Below are 18245 nucleotides of genomic sequence, written 5' to 3' on the forward strand. Positions count from 1 at the left end.
GAACCGAAAGACATCCTTTAACCACCGTCCCGTGAGGCGGAGAAGGAGGTCAGCCGGTGTCTGCGCACACCCCTGATTCCACGTCCCCAGCATCCTCGGATCCTGCGGGCGGCACCTCGACCGTGGTCCTCGACGCCGGTGACATCTCCCGGGCGCTGACCCGGATCACCCACGAGATCATCGAGAAGAACCGCGGCTCGTCCCGCGTGGTCGTCCTGGGCATCCCGACGCGTGGGGTCGAGCTCGGCCGCCGTGTCGCCGAGCGGATGAGCGAGGTCGACGGGCATCCCGTGCCGTACGGCTCGCTCGACATCACGATGTATCGCGACGACCTGCGGATGAAGCCCGCCCGCGCGCTGGAGAAGACCGACATCCCCGTCGATCTCGACGACCGGGTCGTCGTCCTGGTCGACGACGTCCTGTTCTCCGGCCGCACCATCCGCGCCGCCCTCGATGCCCTCAACGACCTCGGCCGGCCCCGGGCCGTCCAGCTCGCGGTCCTGGTCGACCGCGGCCACCGAGAGCTCCCCATCCGCGCCGACTTCGTCGGCAAGAACCTCCCCACCTCCCTCGCCGAGCAGGTCAAGGTCGCCGTGTCCGGCCTCGATGAGCGCGACGAGGTCCGGATCGTCTCCGCGCGCCAGGTCGCACCCGGGGCAGGCACCCGATGAGGCACCTCCTCTCCACCGGTGACCTCTCCCGCGACGAGGCCGTCCTTCTCCTCGACACCGCCGAGGAGATGCTGAGCGTCGCCGAGCGACCCATCAAGAAGCTGCCGACGTTGCGCGGCCGGACGGTCGTCAACCTCTTCTTCGAGGACTCGACCCGCACCCGGATCTCCTTCGAGGCCGCCGCCAAGAGGCTCTCCGCCGACGTGATCAACTTCGCCGCCAAGGGATCGAGCGTGTCCAAGGGTGAGAGCCTGAAGGACACGGCGCTGACCCTGCAGGCGATGGGCGCGGACGCGGTCGTGATCCGCCACGGCGCCTCCGGTGCGCCCGCGCGGCTGGCCCGCGCCGGCTGGATCGACTCGGCCATCCTCAACGCCGGAGACGGCTCGCACGAGCACCCGACGCAGGCGCTCCTCGACGCGTTCACGATGCGCCGGCACCTGGCGCCCGCCGGCGACCGCACCCTCGAGGGCCGGCGGGTGGCGATCGTCGGTGACGTCCTGCACAGCCGGGTCGCGCGGTCCAACGCCCTCCTGCTCAGCACGCTCGGCGCCGAGGTCACTCTCGTCGCCCCGCCGACACTGATGCCGTACGGCGTGGCGTCGTGGCCGGTCGAGACCTCGTACGACCTCGACCCGGTCCTCGCCAAGTCCGACGCGGTCATGATGCTGCGCGTCCAGCACGAGCGCATGAACGCCGCGTACTTCCCGAGCGCCCGCGAGTACAGCCGGCGCTACGGACTCGACAGCAAGCGGATGGCGAAGATGCCCGACGACGCGATCGTCATGCACCCCGGCCCGATGAACCGCGGCATGGAGATCAGCGCCGACGTCGCCGACTCCACGCGCTCGGTGATCGTGGAGCAGGTGACCAACGGGGTCGCCGTCCGCATGGCGGCGCTCTACCTGCTGCTCAGCGGCGTCCGCACCCCCGAGCCGACCCCCGGCGACGCCGGCGGCGTTCTCTCCGACCAGACAGAAGGGCAGGCATGACCGCCTACGTGATCCGCAACGCGAACCTCCTCGGTGACGAGGTCACCGACCTGCGCATCGTGGACGGCGTCATCTCCGAGATCGGTCGCGACCTCGACACGGGAGACGCCGAGGTCCTCGACGCCGACGGCCTGATCGCGCTCCCCGGCCTGGTCGATCTCCACACCCACCTGCGCGAGCCGGGCCGCGAGGACGCCGAGACCGTCGAGACCGGGACGCGAGCCGCCGCGGTCGGCGGCTTCACCCTGGTCCACGCCATGGCCAACACCGACCCCGTCGCCGACACCGCCGGCGTCGTCGAGCAGGTCTGGCGGCTCGGGCGTGAGCACGGCTTCTGCGACGTCGCGCCCGTCGGTGCGGTCACCGTGGGGCTCGGCGGATCCACGCTCGCCGAGCTCGGCGCGATGGCCGACTCGGCCGCTCACGTCCGGGTCTTCTCCGACGACGGCAAGTGCGTCTCGGACGCGGTGCTGATGCGCCGGGCGCTCGAGTACGTCAAGGCCTTCGACGGCGTCATCGCGCAGCACGCCCAGGAGCCGCGCCTCACCGAGGGCGCGCAGATGAACGAGGGCGAGCTCTCGGGTGTCCTCGGCCTCACCGGCTGGCCCGCGGTCGCCGAGGAGGCGATCATCGCGCGTGACGTCCTGCTCGCCGAGCACGTCGGCTCCCGTCTGCACGTCTGCCACCTCTCGACCCGCGGATCGGTCGAGATCGTCCGCTGGGCGAAGTCCCGCGGGATCGACGTGACCGCCGAGGTGACCCCGCACCACCTGCTGCTGACCGACCAGCTGGCGGCGACGTACGACCCGATCTACAAGGTCAACCCGCCGCTGCGCACGGCCGACGACGTCGAGGCGCTGCGCGAGGCGCTGGCCGAGGGTGTGATCGACATCGTCGCCACCGACCACGCGCCGCACCCGAGCGAGGACAAGGACTGCGAGTGGGCGGCGGCCGCGTTCGGCATGACCGGCCTCGAGACCGCGCTGTCGGTCGTCCAGCACGCGATGGTCGACACCGGGCTCCTCGACTGGGCCGGCGTCGCCGAGCGCATGTCGGCCGCGCCCGCGCGGATCGGTCGCGTCGCCACCCACGGTCGTCCGATCGCCGTGGGGGAGCCGGCCAACGTCGTGCTGTACGACCCGCGTGCCACCCGCATGGTCGAGCCCTCCGACTCGGTGTCGCGCTCGCGCAACACGCCGTACCGAGGCATGGAGCTGCCGGGCCGCGTGGTCGCGACCTTCCTCCGAGGGCGGCCCACCGTCCTCCACGGCGCCGTGGTCGAGGAGGTGGCCGCGTGAACGCCGCCGCCACCACCCGTGCCACCCGCACGCCGGCGATCCTGGTGCTCGAGGACGGCCGCGTCTTCCGCGGGGAGTCGTACGGTGCGCTCGGCCAGACCGTGGGAGAGGCGGTGTTCTCCACCGGCATGACCGGATACCAGGAGACGCTGACCGACCCCTCCTACCGGCGGCAGGTTGTCGTGATGACGGCGCCGCACATCGGCAACACCGGGGTCAACACCGAGGACGCCGAGTCGGACCGGATCTGGGTCGCGGGCTACGTCGTCCGCGAGCCCGCGCGGGTCGCGAGCAGCTGGCGCGCCACCGCGACCCTCGAGGACGACCTCGTCGAGCAGGGGATCGTCGGCATCAGCGGTGTCGACACCCGAGCCTTGACCCGTCACCTCCGTGAGCGGGGCGCCATGCGGGTCGGGATCAGCTCGGTCTCCGAGGACGCCGACGCGCTGCTCGCCCTGGTGCGGGAGTCCCCGTCGATGGCCGGCGCCGATCTCGCCGGCGAGGTGACGACGTCGGAGCCGTACGTCGTGCCCGCGGTCGGCGAGAAGCGGCTGACGGTCGCCGCGGTCGACCTCGGCATCAAGGCGATGACGCCGCACCGGATGGCCGAGCGCGGGATCGAGGTGCACGTCCTGCCGGCCGACGCAACGCTGGAGCAGGTCCGTGCCACCGGAGCCGACGGCGTCTTCTTCTCCAACGGGCCGGGCGACCCCGCCGCGACCACCGACGCCGTGTCGCTGCTCCAGGACGTGCTGCGCGAGCGCACGCCGTTCTTCGGGATCTGCTTCGGCAACCAGATGCTGGGCCGAGCACTCGGGCTGGAGACGTTCAAGCTCACCTACGGGCACCGGGGCATCAACCAGCCGGTGATGGACCGCACCACCGGCAGGGTCGAGATCACCGCGCACAACCACGGGTTCGCGGTCGCGTGGCCGACCGACCTGGGCGACACCGTGGCGACGCCCTTCGGCGACGCCGCCGTGAGCCACGTGTGCCTCAACGACGACGTCGTCGAAGGCCTCGAGGTCCGCGACGACGACGGCGACCTGGTCGCGTTCAGCGTCCAGTACCACCCCGAGGCCGCCGCCGGCCCGCACGACGCCGAGCACCTGTTCGACCGGTTCACCGAGCTGATGACGGCGCGCCGGACCCGCAGCACAGAAGGGACGGTGCGCTGAATGCCCCGCCGTGACGACATCTCCTCCGTCCTGGTCATCGGGTCCGGCCCGATCGTGATCGGGCAGGCCTGCGAGTTCGACTACTCCGGCACGCAGGCGTGCCGGGTGCTGCGCAGCGAGGGCCTGCGGGTCGTGCTGGTCAACTCCAACCCGGCGACGATCATGACCGACCCCGAGTTCGCCGACGCCACCTACGTCGAGCCCATCACCCCGGAGTTCGTCGAGCGGGTGATCGCCCAGGAGCGGCCCGACGCATTGCTCGCGACCCTCGGTGGCCAGACCGCGCTCAACACCGCGATGGCGCTGGACGCCGCCGGTGTGCTCGAGAAGTACGGCGTCGAGCTGATCGGGGCCTCGGTGGAGGCGATCGAGAAGGGCGAGAACCGCGAGTTGTTCAAGGCGATCGTCGAGGGACTGCCGGAGGCCTGGGCCGCAGAGGTCGCCCGCTCGCTCATCTGCCACACGATGGACGAGTGCCTGGAGGCCGTCGCGACCCTCGGCTATCCCGTCGTCGTCCGGCCGTCGTACACGATGGGTGGTGTCGGCTCGGGCATCGCCCACGACGAGGAGGATCTCCACCGCATCGCCGGTGCGGGCCTCGCCGCGAGCCCGACCACCGAGGTCCTCCTGGAGGAGTCGATCCTCGGCTGGAAGGAGTACGAGCTGGAGGTGATGCGCGACAGGGCCGACAACGTCGTCATCGTGTGCTCGATCGAGAACCTCGACCCGATGGGCGTCCACACCGGCGACTCGATCACGGTCGCGCCAGCGATGACACTGACCGACCGCGAGTTCCAGCGGCTGCGCGACATCGCGATCGGCGTGATCCGCGAGGTCGGCGTCGACACCGGCGGGTGCAACATCCAGTTCGCGGTGAACCCCGCAGACGGACGCATCGTCGTCATCGAGATGAACCCGCGGGTCTCCCGCTCGAGCGCCCTCGCGTCGAAGGCGACCGGCTTCCCCATCGCCAAGATCGCCGCCAAGCTCGCGATCGGCTACACGCTCGACGAGATCCCCAACGACATCACGCGGGAGACGCCGGCGAGCTTCGAGCCGACGCTCGACTACGTGGTCGTCAAGGTGCCCCGATTTGCGTTCGAGAAGTTCCCGTCCGCCGACGAGCGCCTGACGACCCACATGAAGTCGGTCGGTGAGGCGATGGCGATCGGCCGCAGCTTCACCGAGGCGCTCCAGAAGGCCCTGCGCTCGCTGGAGCGGCCCAACGCCGCCTTCGACTGGCGCCGCGAGTGGGTCGACCTGGACAAGGACGCGGTGCTCGCCGAGATCGCCGTCCCTCACGACGGCCGGCTCAAGAAGGTGATGGACGCGATCCGTGCCGGCGCGACGCCCGAGGAGCTCTTCGAGGCGACCAGGATCGACCCCTGGTTCCTCGACCAGCTCGCGCTCATCAACGAGGTCGCCGCCGAGGTGACGGCCGCCGACGAGCTCACGCCCGGTCTGCTGCGCAAGGCCAAGCGGCACGGGTTCTCGGACGACCAGATCGGCAAGATCCGCGGCATGAGTGCCGACGTCGTGCGGGGCGTGCGGCACGCGCTGGGGATCCGCCCCGTCTACAAGACGGTCGACACCTGCGCCGCCGAGTTCGCCGCCCGGACGCCCTACCACTACTCGTCGTACGACGAGGAGACCGAGGTGGAGCCGCGCGAGCGTCCGGCGGTGCTGATCCTCGGCTCCGGACCCAACCGCATCGGGCAGGGGATCGAGTTCGACTACTCGTGCGTCCATGCGGCGCTCGCGCTGTCGGAGATCGGCTACGAGACCGTGATGGTCAACTGCAACCCGGAGACCGTCTCGACCGACTACGACACCTCCGACCGGCTCTACTTCGAGCCGCTGTCGCTCGAGGACGTCCTCGAGGTCATCCACGCCGAGCGCCAGGCCGGACCGGTCGTCGGCGTCATCGTGCAGCTGGGGGGCCAGACCCCGCTCGGGCTCGCTGCGGCGTTGGAGCGCGAGGGCGTCCCGATCGTCGGGACGTCGCCGGCGGCCATCGACCTGGCCGAGCACCGCGGGGCGTTCGGGCGGGTGCTGGCCGACGCGAACCTCCCCGCACCCAAGCACGGCACGGCGACCTCGTTCCCCGGGGCCAAGAAGGTCGCCGACGAGATCGGCTACCCGGTGCTGGTCCGGCCGTCCTACGTCCTGGGCGGGCGCGGCATGGAGATCGTGTACGACGAGCCGACGCTCGCCGACTACATCGCGCGGTCGACCGAGATCTCGCCCGAGCACCCCGTCCTGGTCGACCGGTTCCTCGACGACGCCGTCGAGATCGACGTGGACGCGCTCTTCGACGGGACCGACCTCTTCCTCGGCGGCGTCATGGAGCACATCGAGGAGGCCGGGATCCACTCGGGCGACTCCTCGTGCGCGCTCCCGCCGATCACGCTCGGCGCCGAGGACCTCGCCAAGATCCGGGTGTCGACCCGGGCCATCGCCGAGGGCGTCGGGGTCCGCGGACTCATCAACATCCAGTTCGCCCTGAGCTCGGACGTGCTCTACGTCCTCGAGGCGAACCCGCGCGCCTCGCGGACCGTCCCGTTCGTCTCGAAGGCGACCGGCGTCCCGTTGGCGAAGGCAGCCGCTCGACTGATGCTGGGGGAGTCGATCGCCGACCTGCGTGCCGCCGGCGTCCTGCCGGCCGAGGGAGACGGGGCCGACGTCGGCCCGGACGCCCCGGTCGCGGTCAAGGAGGCGGTGATGCCCTTCAACCGGTTCCGCACCCTCGAGGGCATGTCCGTCGACACCCTGCTCGGCCCCGAGATGCGCTCGACCGGCGAGGTGATGGGGATCGACGCGCTCTTCGGCACCGCGTTCGCCAAGGCTCAGGCCGGAGCCCAGGAAGGGCTGCCGACCTCGGGCAAGGTCTTCGTCTCGGTCGCCAACCGCGACAAGCGCCACATGATCTTCCCGATCAAGCGGCTGGCCGACCTCGGCTTCGAGATCGTGGCCACGTCCGGCACGGCCGAGGTGCTGCGCCGCAACGGCGTCACCGCGACCGTGGTCCGCAAGCTCAGCGAGTCCTCGGCCACGAACGACGGCCGACGGTTGGTGGATCTGATCACCTCCGGAGAGGTCGGTCTCGTCGTCAACACCCCGCACGGGACGACCTCGGGAGGCAGCCCGCGCGTCGACGGCTACGAGATCCGTACGGCGGCGATCGCTGCCGGCGTGCCGTGCATCACGACGGTGCAGGGTCTCGCCGCCGCGGTGCAGGGCATCGAGGCGGCTCGCGAGGGCGGCGTCGGAGTGCGTTCGCTGCAGTCGTGGGCCGAGGCCGTACGCCCGCGGTCGACTCCCGCGCGGGACGACTCGTGAGCGCGACGCAGGCCCAGGGGACGGTGGTGTCGCGCACCCTGGTTGGCGACTACCACCACCTCGTCATCGCCGCCGAGGGCATCGCGGCGCACACGCGCCCCGGTCACTTCGTCGCGCTGGCCGTCGGAGGAGCGGACAGTGCGATGCTCCTGCGGCGGGCGTTCTCGATCTATCGCACGTCGACGACCGGACGCCACGGCGAGACCGTCGAGATCGTCTTCGCCGAGCACGGCAAGGGCACCCGCTGGATGGCCGATCTCGCACCGGGCGACCCGATCGACGTCGTCGGGCCGGTCGGCCGACCGTTCGCGCTGCCGAAGGAGCCGGTCTCCTGCGTGCTCGTCGGCGGCGGGTACGGCTCCGCACCGATGTTCTCGCTCGCGACCACGCTGCGCGAGCGCGGCTGCGCGGCGCACCTCGTGCTCGGTGCCGCCACGACCCCGCGCCTCTTCGGGCTGCTGGAGGCCAACAAGGTCGCGAGCAGCGTGCACGTGACTACCGAGGACGGGTCGACCGGCACCCGAGGCCGGGTGACCGACGTCCTCGCCACCCTCGTCGACGACACCGACGCGGCGGTGGTCTATGCCTGCGGCCCGATGGGGATGCTGCGAGCGGTGTCCGAGGTCGCCGAGGAGAACGGCGCCTGGAGCCAGTGCGCCGTCGAGGAGTCGATGGCGTGCGGCATCGGGGTCTGCATGACCTGCGTGCTGCCCGTCGAGGGAGAGGACGGCATCGTCCGTATGGTCCGCAGCTGCGTCGAAGGCCCCGTCTTCCGGGGCGACCGGGTCCGGTGGGACGCCGTCGGGACCATCCCGCCGGGGACGCTGGGAGGTCCGCGATGACGACGACGGCTGCCATCGCGCCCGAGGAGGTCGATCTCTCGGTCGACCTGTGCGGTGTGACGCTTCCGAACCCGGTGATGACCGCCTCGGGCTGCGCCGCCGCCGGTCGTGAGCTCGACCAGTTCTTCGACGTCGCGGCGCTGGGTGCGGTCGTCACCAAATCGATCATGCTCAACCCGCGGTCGGGTCGCCCGACGCCGCGGATGGTCGAGACGCCGTCAGGGATGCTCAACTCGATCGGCCTCCAGGGACCCGGGATCGACGCGTTCCTGGCCCGCGACCTCCCCTGGCTGGTCCAGCGGGGCGCTCGAGCGATCGTCTCGATCGCGGGGGACAAGCCGGACGACTACGTCGAGCTGGCCCGGCGGGTCGGCCAGGCCCCCGGCGTCGCGGCCATCGAGGTCAACATCTCCTGCCCCAACGTCGAGAACCGCGGACTCGTCTTCGCCTGCGACCCTGACTCCTCGTACCGGGTGGTCGAGGAGGTCCGCCCGCACATCCCCGCCGACATCCCGGTGTTCGCCAAGCTGACGCCCGACGTCACCGACATCGCCGCGATCGCGGGAGCCGTCTCCGACGCCGGAGCCGACGGCGTCACCGTGATCAACACCCTGCTCGGTCTCTCGATGGACCCCGACACGCTGCGCCCTCGGCTCGGCGGTGTCACCGGTGGCCTGAGCGGTCCGGCGGTCCGTCCGGTCGCGGTCCGCGCGGTCTGGCAGATCCGAAAGGCGCTGCCCGACCTGCCGATCATCGGCGTCGGCGGCATCCGCACGGGGTTCGACGCGCTCGAGTTCGTGCTCGCCGGGGCGCTCGCCGTGCAGGTCGGGACCGTCATCTTCAACGACCCCAGCGCCCCTGCCCGCATCGTGCGCGAGCTGCGCGACGAGCTCGCGCGGCGGGGGATCCGATCGCTCGACGAGGTCAGAGGAGCCGCGCATGGCTGAGACAGCGCACGCGACGAGGTCGTTCGGCGCACGGCTGAGCGAGGCGGTGGGGGAGTACGGCCCACTGTGCGTCGGCATCGACCCGCACGCGTCGCTGCTCGCGGACTGGGGGCTCTCCGACGATGTCGCTGGACTCGAGCGGTTCGCGTCGACCGTCGTCGAGGCGATGTCCGGCGAGGTGGCGGTCGTCAAGCCGCAGTCGGCGTTCTTCGAGCGGCATGGCGCTGCTGGTGTCGCGGTCCTCGAGCAGACGATCCAGACCGCGCGCGAGGCAGGGCTCCTCGTCCTGCTCGACGTCAAGCGCGGAGACATCGGCTCGACGGCTGCTGCGTACGCCGACGCGTACCTCGATCCGGCCTCGCCGATGCGTGTCGACGCGGTCACGGTGTCGCCGTACCTCGGCTTCGGGTCCCTCGAGCCGTTCCTCAGCGCAGCCGAGCGGCACGGGGGAGGCGTGTTCGTCCTGGCACTGACCTCCAACCCGGAGGGGCCCGAGGTGCAGCACGCCCGCGTGGGGGAGCAGACCGTCGCCGGACGGATGCTGGGCCACCTCCGAGACCGCAACGCCGGGGCGCAGCCGCAGGGCTCGTACGGTGCCGTCGTGGGCGCCACAGTGGGTGACCTGACCGAGGACGTGGCGATCGGCGGTCCTCTCCTGATCCCGGGCTTCGGAGCGCAGGGCGGGACCGTCGCCGACCTGCGACGGCTCTTCGGGCACGTGTGGGAGCACGTGCTGCCCGCCAGCTCCCGCGGCATCCTCGCCGCGGGTCCCGACGTGTCCGCCCTGCGGGGTGCGGCACGCGCGGTGCGCGACCAGCTCGGTTGACCAGGGCCCTCGCCCAGGACTTCGACGGCGGCTAAGGTGGCACTCGCCGTGCGGCGACGTCCCTCTCCCGGTCGCTGCGCTCGTACCCCGCGATCGCGGATACGTACGCCCCACCAGGTCGCCGAGCGGCCGCACGACAAGGAGCTTCCATGCGCCGTCTCACCTTCGCCATCGCGAGCGCCACGCTGGCCGTCGCCACCCTGGCCGGATGCGGTGGTGACGACAAGGACACCAACGAGGCCTACTGCGACTCCGTACGGTCCGCCGCGAAGTCGATCAACGGCGTCACGGGACAGGGCGACATCAAGGCCGCGGTAGACAGTCTCAAGAAGGTTCGCGACGAGGCCTCGGGCAAGACCAAGGAGAACTGGGACATCCTGATCACCTCGTACGAGGCCGTGCAGAAGGGCGATGTCGCCGACGTCGACTCCGCCAAGCTGGAGAAGGCCGGCAAGGACCTCGAGAAGCAGGTCAAGGCCGACTGCGACATCGACCTGAACGAGAGCACCAGCTAGCTCGGTCCCTTCTCGGGGACCCCGATCGCGGGCTAAGGTGCTGGGACCTCGGGGTGCACCTCTGGTGTCACCTCGTGTCCGGTGTCGTTGAGGAGGGCCCCCCGCATGTCCCGTCGCACGCTTCCCACCGTCGTCGCTGTCCTTCTCGTCGTCGGTCTCGCCGGGTGCAGCGGCGGCGAGGACCGCGACCAGGACATGCCTGCCGCCGCGGCCGGTGACGAGGCCTCGGCGAGCGGAGACGCTCCGGCCACGGCGTCGGCGACCCCGTCCGCGACGGCGTCGCCGACGCCGCGCCCTGTCACCTCGCCGTACTGCGACGTCGTGGTCGCCCATCGCGACCGTCTCACCGGCATCGGTCGTGACGGTTACCCCACCGACGACGCGCTGAGCGAGACCGTGGCGGCGGTCGCTGCGGTCCGCGATGCATCGCCACGGCGTGTCGCGCCTCGCTGGGGCGTGCTCCACAAGAGCCTGGTCGACCTTCAGCGAGGCATCGCACGAGCGGGTTTGCGCATGGAGGACCTTGCCGACGCCTCCGTCACCGCCGAGCTCTCGGCGCAGCAACGGGTCGCCGTCCGGAAGGCCGTGCAGCGTCAGAGCCGCGTCCCGAAGACCCGTGCGGCGGTCGAGGCGCAGGTGAAGCGCGTGTGCCGGGTCGACCTCTCCGCGTCGTGACCAGCGCGGCCTACTAGGCTGTCGCCGACCCGCGACGCGGTGGGCGACTTCGTGTTGCCGCCCTGCGGAAACCCTGGCTAAGTTCACTGAATCGACCCGACCCACGAGGTGACCCACGTTGGCCCTTCCTTCGCTCACGCCTGAGCAGCGCCAGGCCGCGCTCGAGAAGGCGGCGGCCGCGCGCCGTGAGCGCGCCGAGATCAAGAATCGCCTCAAGCACTCGGGTGCCTCGCTCTCGGAGGTGCTGGAGGACGGCCAGACCAACGACGTCGTCGGCAAGATGAAGGTCTACGACCTGCTGCAGTCGATGCCCGGCCTGGGCAAGGTGCGTGCTCGCCAGATGATGGAGCGGATCGGTATCGCCGACTCGCGGCGCGTGCGCGGACTGGGCGTCAAGCAGATCGCGGCTCTGGAGCACGAGTTCGCCAACCGTGGCTGAGTCCGTGCCCCCCGCCTCGGGCGCTGCCCGGCTCGTCGTGCTGGCAGGACCGACCGCTGTCGGCAAGGGCACGGTGGCGGCGTGCGTGCGCGCCGAGCATCCTGACATCTGGATCTCGGTGTCGGCCACGACGCGACCTCCACGGCCCGGAGAGGTCGACGGGGTCCACTACCACTTCGTGACCCCGGCCGAGTTCGACCGGCTGGTCGACGACGGGCAGATGCTCGAGTGGGCGGTCGTCCATGGCAACCACCGCTACGGGACACCCCGGATCCCCGTCGACGAGCACCTCGCCGCCGGCACGCCCGCCCTGCTGGAGATCGACCTCCAGGGTGCGCGCCAGGTGCGCGAGGCGATGCCCGAGGCGTTGTTCGTCTTCCTCGCGCCGCCGTCGTGGGAGGAGCTGGTCAGCCGCCTTGTCGGACGAGGGACCGAGGACGAGGCCGAGCGCGAGCGTCGGCTGGCCACCGCCAGGGTGGAGCTCGCCGCGGAGAAGGAGTTCGACGTGACGATCGTCAACGCCGACGTCCGCCGCGCCTGTGCCGAGTTGGTAGCATTGGTCCAGAATCCCCCGGACGTCGTCCGGGGAACACCCACGAATCCCTTGTGAGGCCACCACGTGTCCGGCACCCAGGCTGCCCCTGAAGGCATCACCTACCCGCCCATCGACGACCTGCTCAGCAAGGTGGGCTCGAAGTACGAGCTCGTCCTGGTGAGCGCCAAGCGCGCCCGCCAGATCAACGCGTACTACGCGCAGCTCGGCGAGGGCCTGCTCGAGTACGTCGGTCCGCTCCTCGACACCCACGTCCAGGAGAAGCCGCTCTCGATCGCGCTGCGCGAGATCGACGGTGGCCTGCTCAAGACCGAGCCCGAGACTCCCGACGCCGAGGAGCAGGGCGCCAAGCAGGCCTGACCTGCTGACGGCGTCGAAGCCCATGAGCAACGTCGTCCTGGGTGTAGGCGGCGGCATCGCCGCCTACAAGGGCGCGGAGATCCTGCGCAGGTTCAGCGAGTCCGGCCACCGCGTGCGCGTGGTGCCGACGGCCGCGGCCCTGAAGTTCGTCGGTGCCCCGACCTGGGAGGCGCTGTCGGGACAGCCGGTCAGCACGGACGTTTTCACGTCCGTGCCGGAGGTCCCGCACGTCTCGATCGGTCAGTCCGCCGACCTCGTCGTCGTGGCACCGGCGACCGCCGACCTGCTGGCCAAGGCCGCGCACGGGTTGGCCGACGACCTGCTGACCAACACCTTGCTCACCGCCCGGTGCCCGGTCGTGATGGCACCGGCGATGCACACAGAGATGTGGGAGCACGCGGCGACCCAGGCCAACGTGGCCACGCTGCGGTCGCGCGGCGTGATCGTTCTCGAGCCCGCCGTGGGTCGACTGACCGGCAAGGACACCGGCAAAGGGCGTCTCCCCGACCCGGGCGAGGTCGTCGAGGCCGCATTGGCCGTCCTTGCGCGCGACGAGGCGCGGACGAACGACCTCGGTGACGTGCGCGTCCTGGTCAGTGCCGGAGGCACCCGCGAATACCTCGACCCCGTCCGCTACCTCGGCAACCGGTCCTCCGGGCGCCAGGGCATCGCGATCGCCCAGGCCGCCGTGTCCCGAGGAGCGAAGGTCACGCTGGTCGCCGCGAACGTGTCGGTCCCCGTGCCGGCCGGTGTCGACGTCGTCCGGGTCGAGACGACCGCCGAGCTCCACGACGCGATGCTGGAGCGGGCTGGGGCTGCCGACGTGGTGGTGATGGCCGCGGCGCCCGCCGACTTCCGTCCCGCCGCAGTGGCCGCGACCAAGATCAAGAAGGACGACGCCGGGTCGGTCCCGCAGGTCACGCTCGTCCAGAACCCCGACATCCTCCGCGACCTCGTCGAGCGTCGCTCGGGCGCCGCCGCGCCGCTGATCGTCGGCTTCGCCGCCGAGACCGGGGACGACACCGCGGGCGTCCTCGACCACGCTCGGGCCAAGCTGGCACGCAAGGGCTGCGACTTTCTGGTGCTCAACGACGTGAGCGGAGGCAAGGCGTTCGACCGTGCCGACAACGAGGTCGTCGTCCTCGGCCGCGACGGCAGCGTCGCCGAGGTCCCGTACGGCCCCAAGGTCGCGGTCGCCCACTCGATCTGGGACACGGTCGCCCAGCGCCTGGACAACGGCTGATCGTTCGCCGACCCGCGGTATAGGCTGGGTCGACTCGTCCAACGGCAGCCGAAAGGACACCCTGTGAGCCGCCTGTTCACCTCTGAGTCCGTGACCGAGGGTCACCCGGACAAGATCGCCGACCAGATCAGCGACAGCGTGCTCGACGCACTCCTCGCGCAGGACCCCCAGGCGCGCGTCGCCTGTGAGACGTTCGTGACGACCGGACTCGTTCTCGTCGGTGGAGAGGTGACCACCCGCGCGTACGCCGACATCGCCCGGATCGCGCGCGACCGCGTCCTCGAGATCGGCTACGACTCGTCGACCAAGGGCTTCGACGGCGCATCCTGCGGTGTGACCGTGACGATCGGCCAGCAGTCGCCCGACATCGCCCAGGGCGTGGACCAGGCCTACGAGGAGCGGGCCGAGGGCTCGGCCGACCCGCTCGACCTGCAGGGTGCCGGTGATCAGGGGCTGATGTTCGGCTACGCCACCGACGAGACCCCCGAGCTCATGCCGCTGCCGATCACGATCGCGCACCGGCTCGCGGAGCGGCTGACCGCCGTACGCAAGGACGGCACGGTTCCCTACCTGCGTCCCGACGGCAAGACCCAGGTCACCATCGAGTACGACGACGACCACCGGCCTGTCCGGGTCGACACGGTCGTGGTCTCGACCCAGCACGCCGCCGACATCGACCTCGAGGCGATGCTCACCCCCGACGTCAAGAAGCACGTCGTCGACGCGGTCCTGGACACGTTCGACATCGACCACGCCGACTACCGGCTGCTGGTCAACCCGACCGGTCGCTTCGAGATCGGCGGCCCCATGGGCGACGCCGGCCTGACCGGCCGCAAGATCATCATCGACACCTACGGAGGCATGGCTCGCCACGGTGGCGGCGCCTTCTCCGGCAAGGACCCGAGCAAGGTCGACCGCTCCGCCGCGTACGCGATGCGGTGGGTCGCCAAGAACATCGTGGCGGCCGGACTCGCCAGCCGGGTCGAGTGCCAGGTCGCCTACGCGATCGGCAAGGCGCACCCGGTCGGGTTCTACATCGAGACGTTCGGCACCGAGAAGGTGCGGCTGGAGCGCATCGTCTCCGCCGTCGATGAAGTCTTCGACCTGCGTCCCGCCGCGATCGTGCGCGACCTCGACCTCCTGCGCCCGATCTACGCCAAGACCGCGGCCTACGGTCACTTCGGACGCGAGCTCCCCGAGTTCACCTGGGAGGGGACCGGCCGGGCCGACGCCCTGCGCGCGGCCGCCGGAGTCTGACTGCGGCACACGCCCACGTCCAGACCCCTTGGTAGAACTACCTGGTGACCGAGACGCGCGACGCTCAGCCGGCCCTGGTGGAGGAGACCCCTCCGCCGGGGCCGCGCGCGGCCGACCCACGGTTCGCCGGTGCCGCCGAGCACCTCCCGATCGCGCGCGTGGCGGCAGACGTCAGTCTCGCCCACCTCGACCGCCCGTTCGACTACCTGGTGCCGGCCGACCTGGCCGACGACGCGGTGCCTGGCTGTCGAGTCACCGTCCGCTTCGCCGGCAAGCAGGTGGGCGGCTTCGTCCTCGAGCGAGCGGCCACGACCGAGCACGTCGGCCGTCTGGGCCGACTCGGTCGTGTCCTCTCGCCGGAGGTGGTGCTGCGTCCCGACGTCGTCCGCCTGTGCCGCGAGGTCGCCGACCGCTACGCCGGTGTCTTCGCCGACGTCGTCCGCCTGGCCGTCCCGCCCCGTCATGCCCGCACCGAGAAGAAGGCCCCGCGCGAGGTCGCGATCGAGCCGCTCGGTCCTGCCCAGGACGCCGCCTGGGCGGTGTACGAGGGCGGCTCCGACTTCGTCCACGCCCTTGCCGACGGCTCCGGCCCCCGCGCCGTGTGGAACGCTGTGCCGTCCGATCCGCCCGAGCGCGCGCTCGCCCAGGCCGTCGACGCCGTCTTGCGCTCGGGACGCGGGGCGGTGGTCTGTCTCCCCGACGTCTCCGACGTGGTGCGCGCCGATGCCGTCTTCACCGAGGTCCTCGGACCGGGCCGCCATGTGGTCCTCACCGCCGACCTCGGTCCGTCGGCACGCTACGCGGCGTTCCTCGCCCTCGCCCGAGGTCAGGTCCGCGCGGTGGTCGGCACCCGTGCGGCCGCTTTCGCACCCGTGCACGACCTGGGGCTCGTCGCCGTCTGGGACGACGGCGACGACCTGCTCGCCGAGCCACGGGCGCCGTACCCGCACGCCCGTGAGGTCCTGCTGACGCGGGCGTGGGACACCGGGTGCGGAGTGCTCGTCGGAGGCTACGCACGCACGGCCGAGGCCCAGCAGCTCGTCGCCTCCGGGTGGTGCCGCTCTCTCACGGCCCCGATGCGCGAACGCCGTGCGCACTGGGCGCGGATCACCGTCGACGCGGGGGCGGGGGCGCTCCAGGCCGCACGGATCCCCGGCGCGGCGTTCGCCGCGGTCCGGTCGGGGCTCGCCGTCGGCCCGGTGCTCGTCCAGGTGCCGCGCGTCGGCTACCGGGCCGCACTCGCGTGCCAGGACTGCCGGACACCGGCCCGGTGCGGGCGCTGCAGCGGACCCCTCGGCCAGGACCGGCCCGGGGACGCCCCCCGCTGCCGGTGGTGCGGCGAGGCGGCCGCCGACTGGTCGTGCCCCACCTGCGGGGGGCGGCGGCTGCGGGCACCGGTGTCGGGGGAGCGGCGTACCGCAGAAGAGCTCGGGCGCGCCTTCCCCGGCGTGCGGGTCCGCAGCTCCGCCGGTGACGCGGTGCTGCGCGAGGTGCCCGACGAGCCGGCGATCGTCGTCGCGACGCCGGGGGCGGAGCCGCGCGCCGAGCGCGGATACGCTGCCGCGCTGCTCCTCGACACCGCCGCCTCCCTCTCCCGACCCGACCTGCGGACGCACGAGGAGTCGCTGCGCCGCTGGCTCAACGCCTCCGCGCTGGTGCGGTCGTCGACCGACGGCGGCCAGGTCGTCGCCGTCGGAGATCCTGGGCTGCCCGTGCTCCAGGCGTTGGTGCGGGCCGATCCCGTCGGCCACGCCGAGCGAGAGCTGGTCGCCCGGATCGAGACCCGGCTCCCGCCCGCGGCCCGGCTCGCAGCCGTCGAGGGCGAGCTGCCCGCCCTCCGCGAGCTCGCGGGTGGGCCGTGGCCGGAGCCCGCTCAGGTCCTCGGGCCTGTGGAGCTCCGGCCGGCAGGGGAGGACGAGGACCACCCGTGGGGTCGGCTGATCGTGGCGGTGCCCCGTACGGAGGGTGCTGCCCTCGCGCGCCGGTTGCAGGTGGCGCAGTCTGAGCGGGCGGTGCACAAGGCTCGCCCGTACCGCATCGCGATCGATCCCCAGGCTCTCGGCTGACAGGCTGCGGCCCGTCGAGGCGGACCCCGGTGACCAGGCGCTGTCAGGAGTAGTCGGCCACCACCCGTTGCCGTACGCCGTCGACGGTCATCGTGCCGCCGTAGGGCACGATCCACTGGGGACGCGTGTGTCCGAAGGGGATGCCGACGACGACGACCGCCTCCGGGTTGTAGGTCGCGACGGTCGCTGTGACCACGTCTCGCTGGGCGTCGCGGAGGCGTCGACGCTCGTCGGTCGGGGGTCGGTGCTCCAGGTCGGACGTCGGTGGGCGCGCGACGACGACCGCGTCGACGGCCGAGAGGAGCCCGCGCTCACCGATCGACCGGAGGATGCGACCCACCGTCTGTGCCGAGGGCAGCTCCTCGGAGGTCTCCACGAGCAGCACACCCCCGTCGAGCACTCTCGGCGGGAAAGGGAATCTGTCGGCGGTGAGGATCCACTCGAGGACCTCCAGGCACCCGCCCCAGGTGCGGCCCGTGACCGAGCGTGCCGGGCCGTGCCAGGTCCACGGCTCCGTGGCCTCGCGCTCGCCGTACGCGGTCAGCGCGGTCGGGTCGTCCCACGGCCTCCCGGTGTCCTCGGACTCCCCGGGTTCGCTGAGCTCGAGGGTGCCGCCGGACAGCAACGCCGCGCGCAACGAGGCCGCGTGGATCGCGTCCACGCCGGGTCCCGCCCCGAGGTGGACCTGCGTCGATCCGCCGTAGAAGCCGGCGACGCCGTTCACCCAGAGCCAGTTGAGGAGATTGGTGTTGTCGCTGTAGCCGAGGAAGGGCTTGGGGTCGGCGCGGGCGAGGGCGGGGTCGAGGTGGCGGACGACCGTGATCTGATCGTCGCCGCCGACCGTGGCGAGGATCGCTCGGATGTCGGGATCGGCGAATGCGGCGTTGATGTCGCTCGCCCGTGCCTCTGCGGAGGAGTCGGCCCGTGTCGTGGCGTACTCGACCGGCTCCAGACCGGTCACCTCGCGCAACCGGACCATCGCCTGCTCGTGGACGGCGGGGAAGTGCGCGGGGGCCGCGAAGGAGGGGGAGAGCACCGCGACAC

At 71.7% G+C, this 18245-nt stretch carries 17 protein-coding genes; 16 read left to right on the forward strand and 1 reads right to left on the reverse strand.

Translation table 11 applies throughout. From position 1 onward, the window contains the following. Positions 1-56: 56 nt before the first annotated feature. The 16 genes from pyrR (at position 57) to KV102_RS18625 (ending at position 17201) form a co-directional block, all read left to right on the forward strand. Positions 57-671 carry a bifunctional pyr operon transcriptional regulator/uracil phosphoribosyltransferase PyrR gene (gene pyrR, locus KV102_RS18550; RefSeq protein WP_301021942.1) on the forward strand — a complete coding sequence of 205 codons (615 nt, stop codon included), beginning with the start codon at positions 57-59 and terminating at the stop codon, positions 669-671. After that, positions 668-1663, forward strand: coding sequence for an aspartate carbamoyltransferase catalytic subunit (locus KV102_RS18555; protein WP_220347159.1), 996 nt, complete (start codon positions 668-670; stop codon positions 1661-1663). Before pyrR ends, KV102_RS18555 begins: the two co-directional genes overlap by 4 nt. Continuing rightward, on the forward strand, positions 1660-2961 hold the full coding sequence (locus KV102_RS18560; RefSeq protein WP_220347160.1) for a dihydroorotase: 1302 nt from the start codon (positions 1660-1662) through the stop codon (positions 2959-2961). The genes KV102_RS18555 and KV102_RS18560 overlap by 4 nt, the downstream gene beginning before the upstream one ends. Next, complete coding sequence (gene carA, locus KV102_RS18565; RefSeq protein ID WP_220347161.1) at positions 2958-4139, forward strand: glutamine-hydrolyzing carbamoyl-phosphate synthase small subunit; 1182 nt, start codon at positions 2958-2960, stop codon at positions 4137-4139. The genes KV102_RS18560 and carA overlap by 4 nt, the downstream gene beginning before the upstream one ends. Then, positions 4140-7478, forward strand: a complete 3339-nt coding sequence (gene carB, locus KV102_RS18570; protein ID WP_220347162.1) for a carbamoyl-phosphate synthase large subunit — start codon at positions 4140-4142, stop codon at positions 7476-7478. It abuts the gene before it with no gap. Next, on the forward strand, positions 7475-8320 hold the full coding sequence (locus tag KV102_RS18575) for a dihydroorotate dehydrogenase electron transfer subunit (RefSeq protein ID WP_220347163.1): 846 nt from the start codon (positions 7475-7477) through the stop codon (positions 8318-8320). Before carB ends, KV102_RS18575 begins: the two co-directional genes overlap by 4 nt. After that, on the forward strand, positions 8317-9267 hold the full coding sequence (locus tag KV102_RS18580) for a dihydroorotate dehydrogenase (protein WP_220344647.1): 951 nt from the start codon (positions 8317-8319) through the stop codon (positions 9265-9267). Before KV102_RS18575 ends, KV102_RS18580 begins: the two co-directional genes overlap by 4 nt. Next, a complete protein-coding gene (gene pyrF / locus KV102_RS18585) occupies positions 9260-10093 on the forward strand; it encodes an orotidine-5'-phosphate decarboxylase (protein WP_220344648.1) in 834 nt (277 codons plus the stop codon). Before KV102_RS18580 ends, pyrF begins: the two co-directional genes overlap by 8 nt. Before the next feature lie 149 nt (positions 10094-10242). Beyond that, positions 10243-10608 carry a hypothetical protein gene (locus tag KV102_RS18590; protein ID WP_220344649.1) on the forward strand — a complete coding sequence of 122 codons (366 nt, stop codon included), beginning with the start codon at positions 10243-10245 and terminating at the stop codon, positions 10606-10608. 105 nt (positions 10609-10713) lie between these two features. Further along, on the forward strand, positions 10714-11283 hold the full coding sequence (locus tag KV102_RS18595) for a hypothetical protein (protein WP_220347164.1): 570 nt from the start codon (positions 10714-10716) through the stop codon (positions 11281-11283). A 118-nt stretch (positions 11284-11401) separates the two neighbouring features. Further along, positions 11402-11722 carry an integration host factor, actinobacterial type gene (gene mihF / locus KV102_RS18600; RefSeq protein WP_220344651.1) on the forward strand — a complete coding sequence of 107 codons (321 nt, stop codon included), beginning with the start codon at positions 11402-11404 and terminating at the stop codon, positions 11720-11722. A gap of 4 nt (positions 11723-11726) precedes the next feature. Further along, a complete protein-coding gene (gmk, locus tag KV102_RS18605; RefSeq protein ID WP_220347165.1) occupies positions 11727-12332 on the forward strand; it encodes a guanylate kinase in 606 nt (201 codons plus the stop codon). A gap of 9 nt (positions 12333-12341) precedes the next feature. Beyond that, positions 12342-12635: a DNA-directed RNA polymerase subunit omega gene (rpoZ, locus tag KV102_RS18610; protein WP_220344653.1), complete on the forward strand. Its 294-nt coding sequence runs from the start codon at positions 12342-12344 to the stop codon at positions 12633-12635. A gap of 22 nt (positions 12636-12657) precedes the next feature. Next, complete coding sequence (gene coaBC / locus KV102_RS18615) at positions 12658-13878, forward strand: bifunctional phosphopantothenoylcysteine decarboxylase/phosphopantothenate--cysteine ligase CoaBC (RefSeq protein WP_220347166.1); 1221 nt, start codon at positions 12658-12660, stop codon at positions 13876-13878. Positions 13879-13941: 63 nt separating this feature from the next. After that, a complete protein-coding gene (metK, locus tag KV102_RS18620) occupies positions 13942-15135 on the forward strand; it encodes a methionine adenosyltransferase (RefSeq protein WP_220344655.1) in 1194 nt (397 codons plus the stop codon). Positions 15136-15179: 44 nt separating this feature from the next. Further along, positions 15180-17201 carry a primosomal protein N' gene (locus KV102_RS18625; RefSeq protein WP_308290371.1) on the forward strand — a complete coding sequence of 674 codons (2022 nt, stop codon included), beginning with the start codon at positions 15180-15182 and terminating at the stop codon, positions 17199-17201. Between the two features lie 43 nt (positions 17202-17244). On the opposite strand, the gene KV102_RS18630 is transcribed toward KV102_RS18625, so the two are convergent. Continuing rightward, positions 17245-18237, reverse strand: coding sequence for an LD-carboxypeptidase (locus KV102_RS18630; protein WP_308290372.1), 993 nt, complete (start codon positions 18235-18237; stop codon positions 17245-17247). Between the last annotated feature and the right edge of the window lie 8 nt (positions 18238-18245).

It is taken from the genome of Mumia sp. zg.B53, assembly GCF_019550935.1.
Lineage (GTDB): Bacteria > Actinomycetota > Actinomycetes > Propionibacteriales > Nocardioidaceae > Mumia.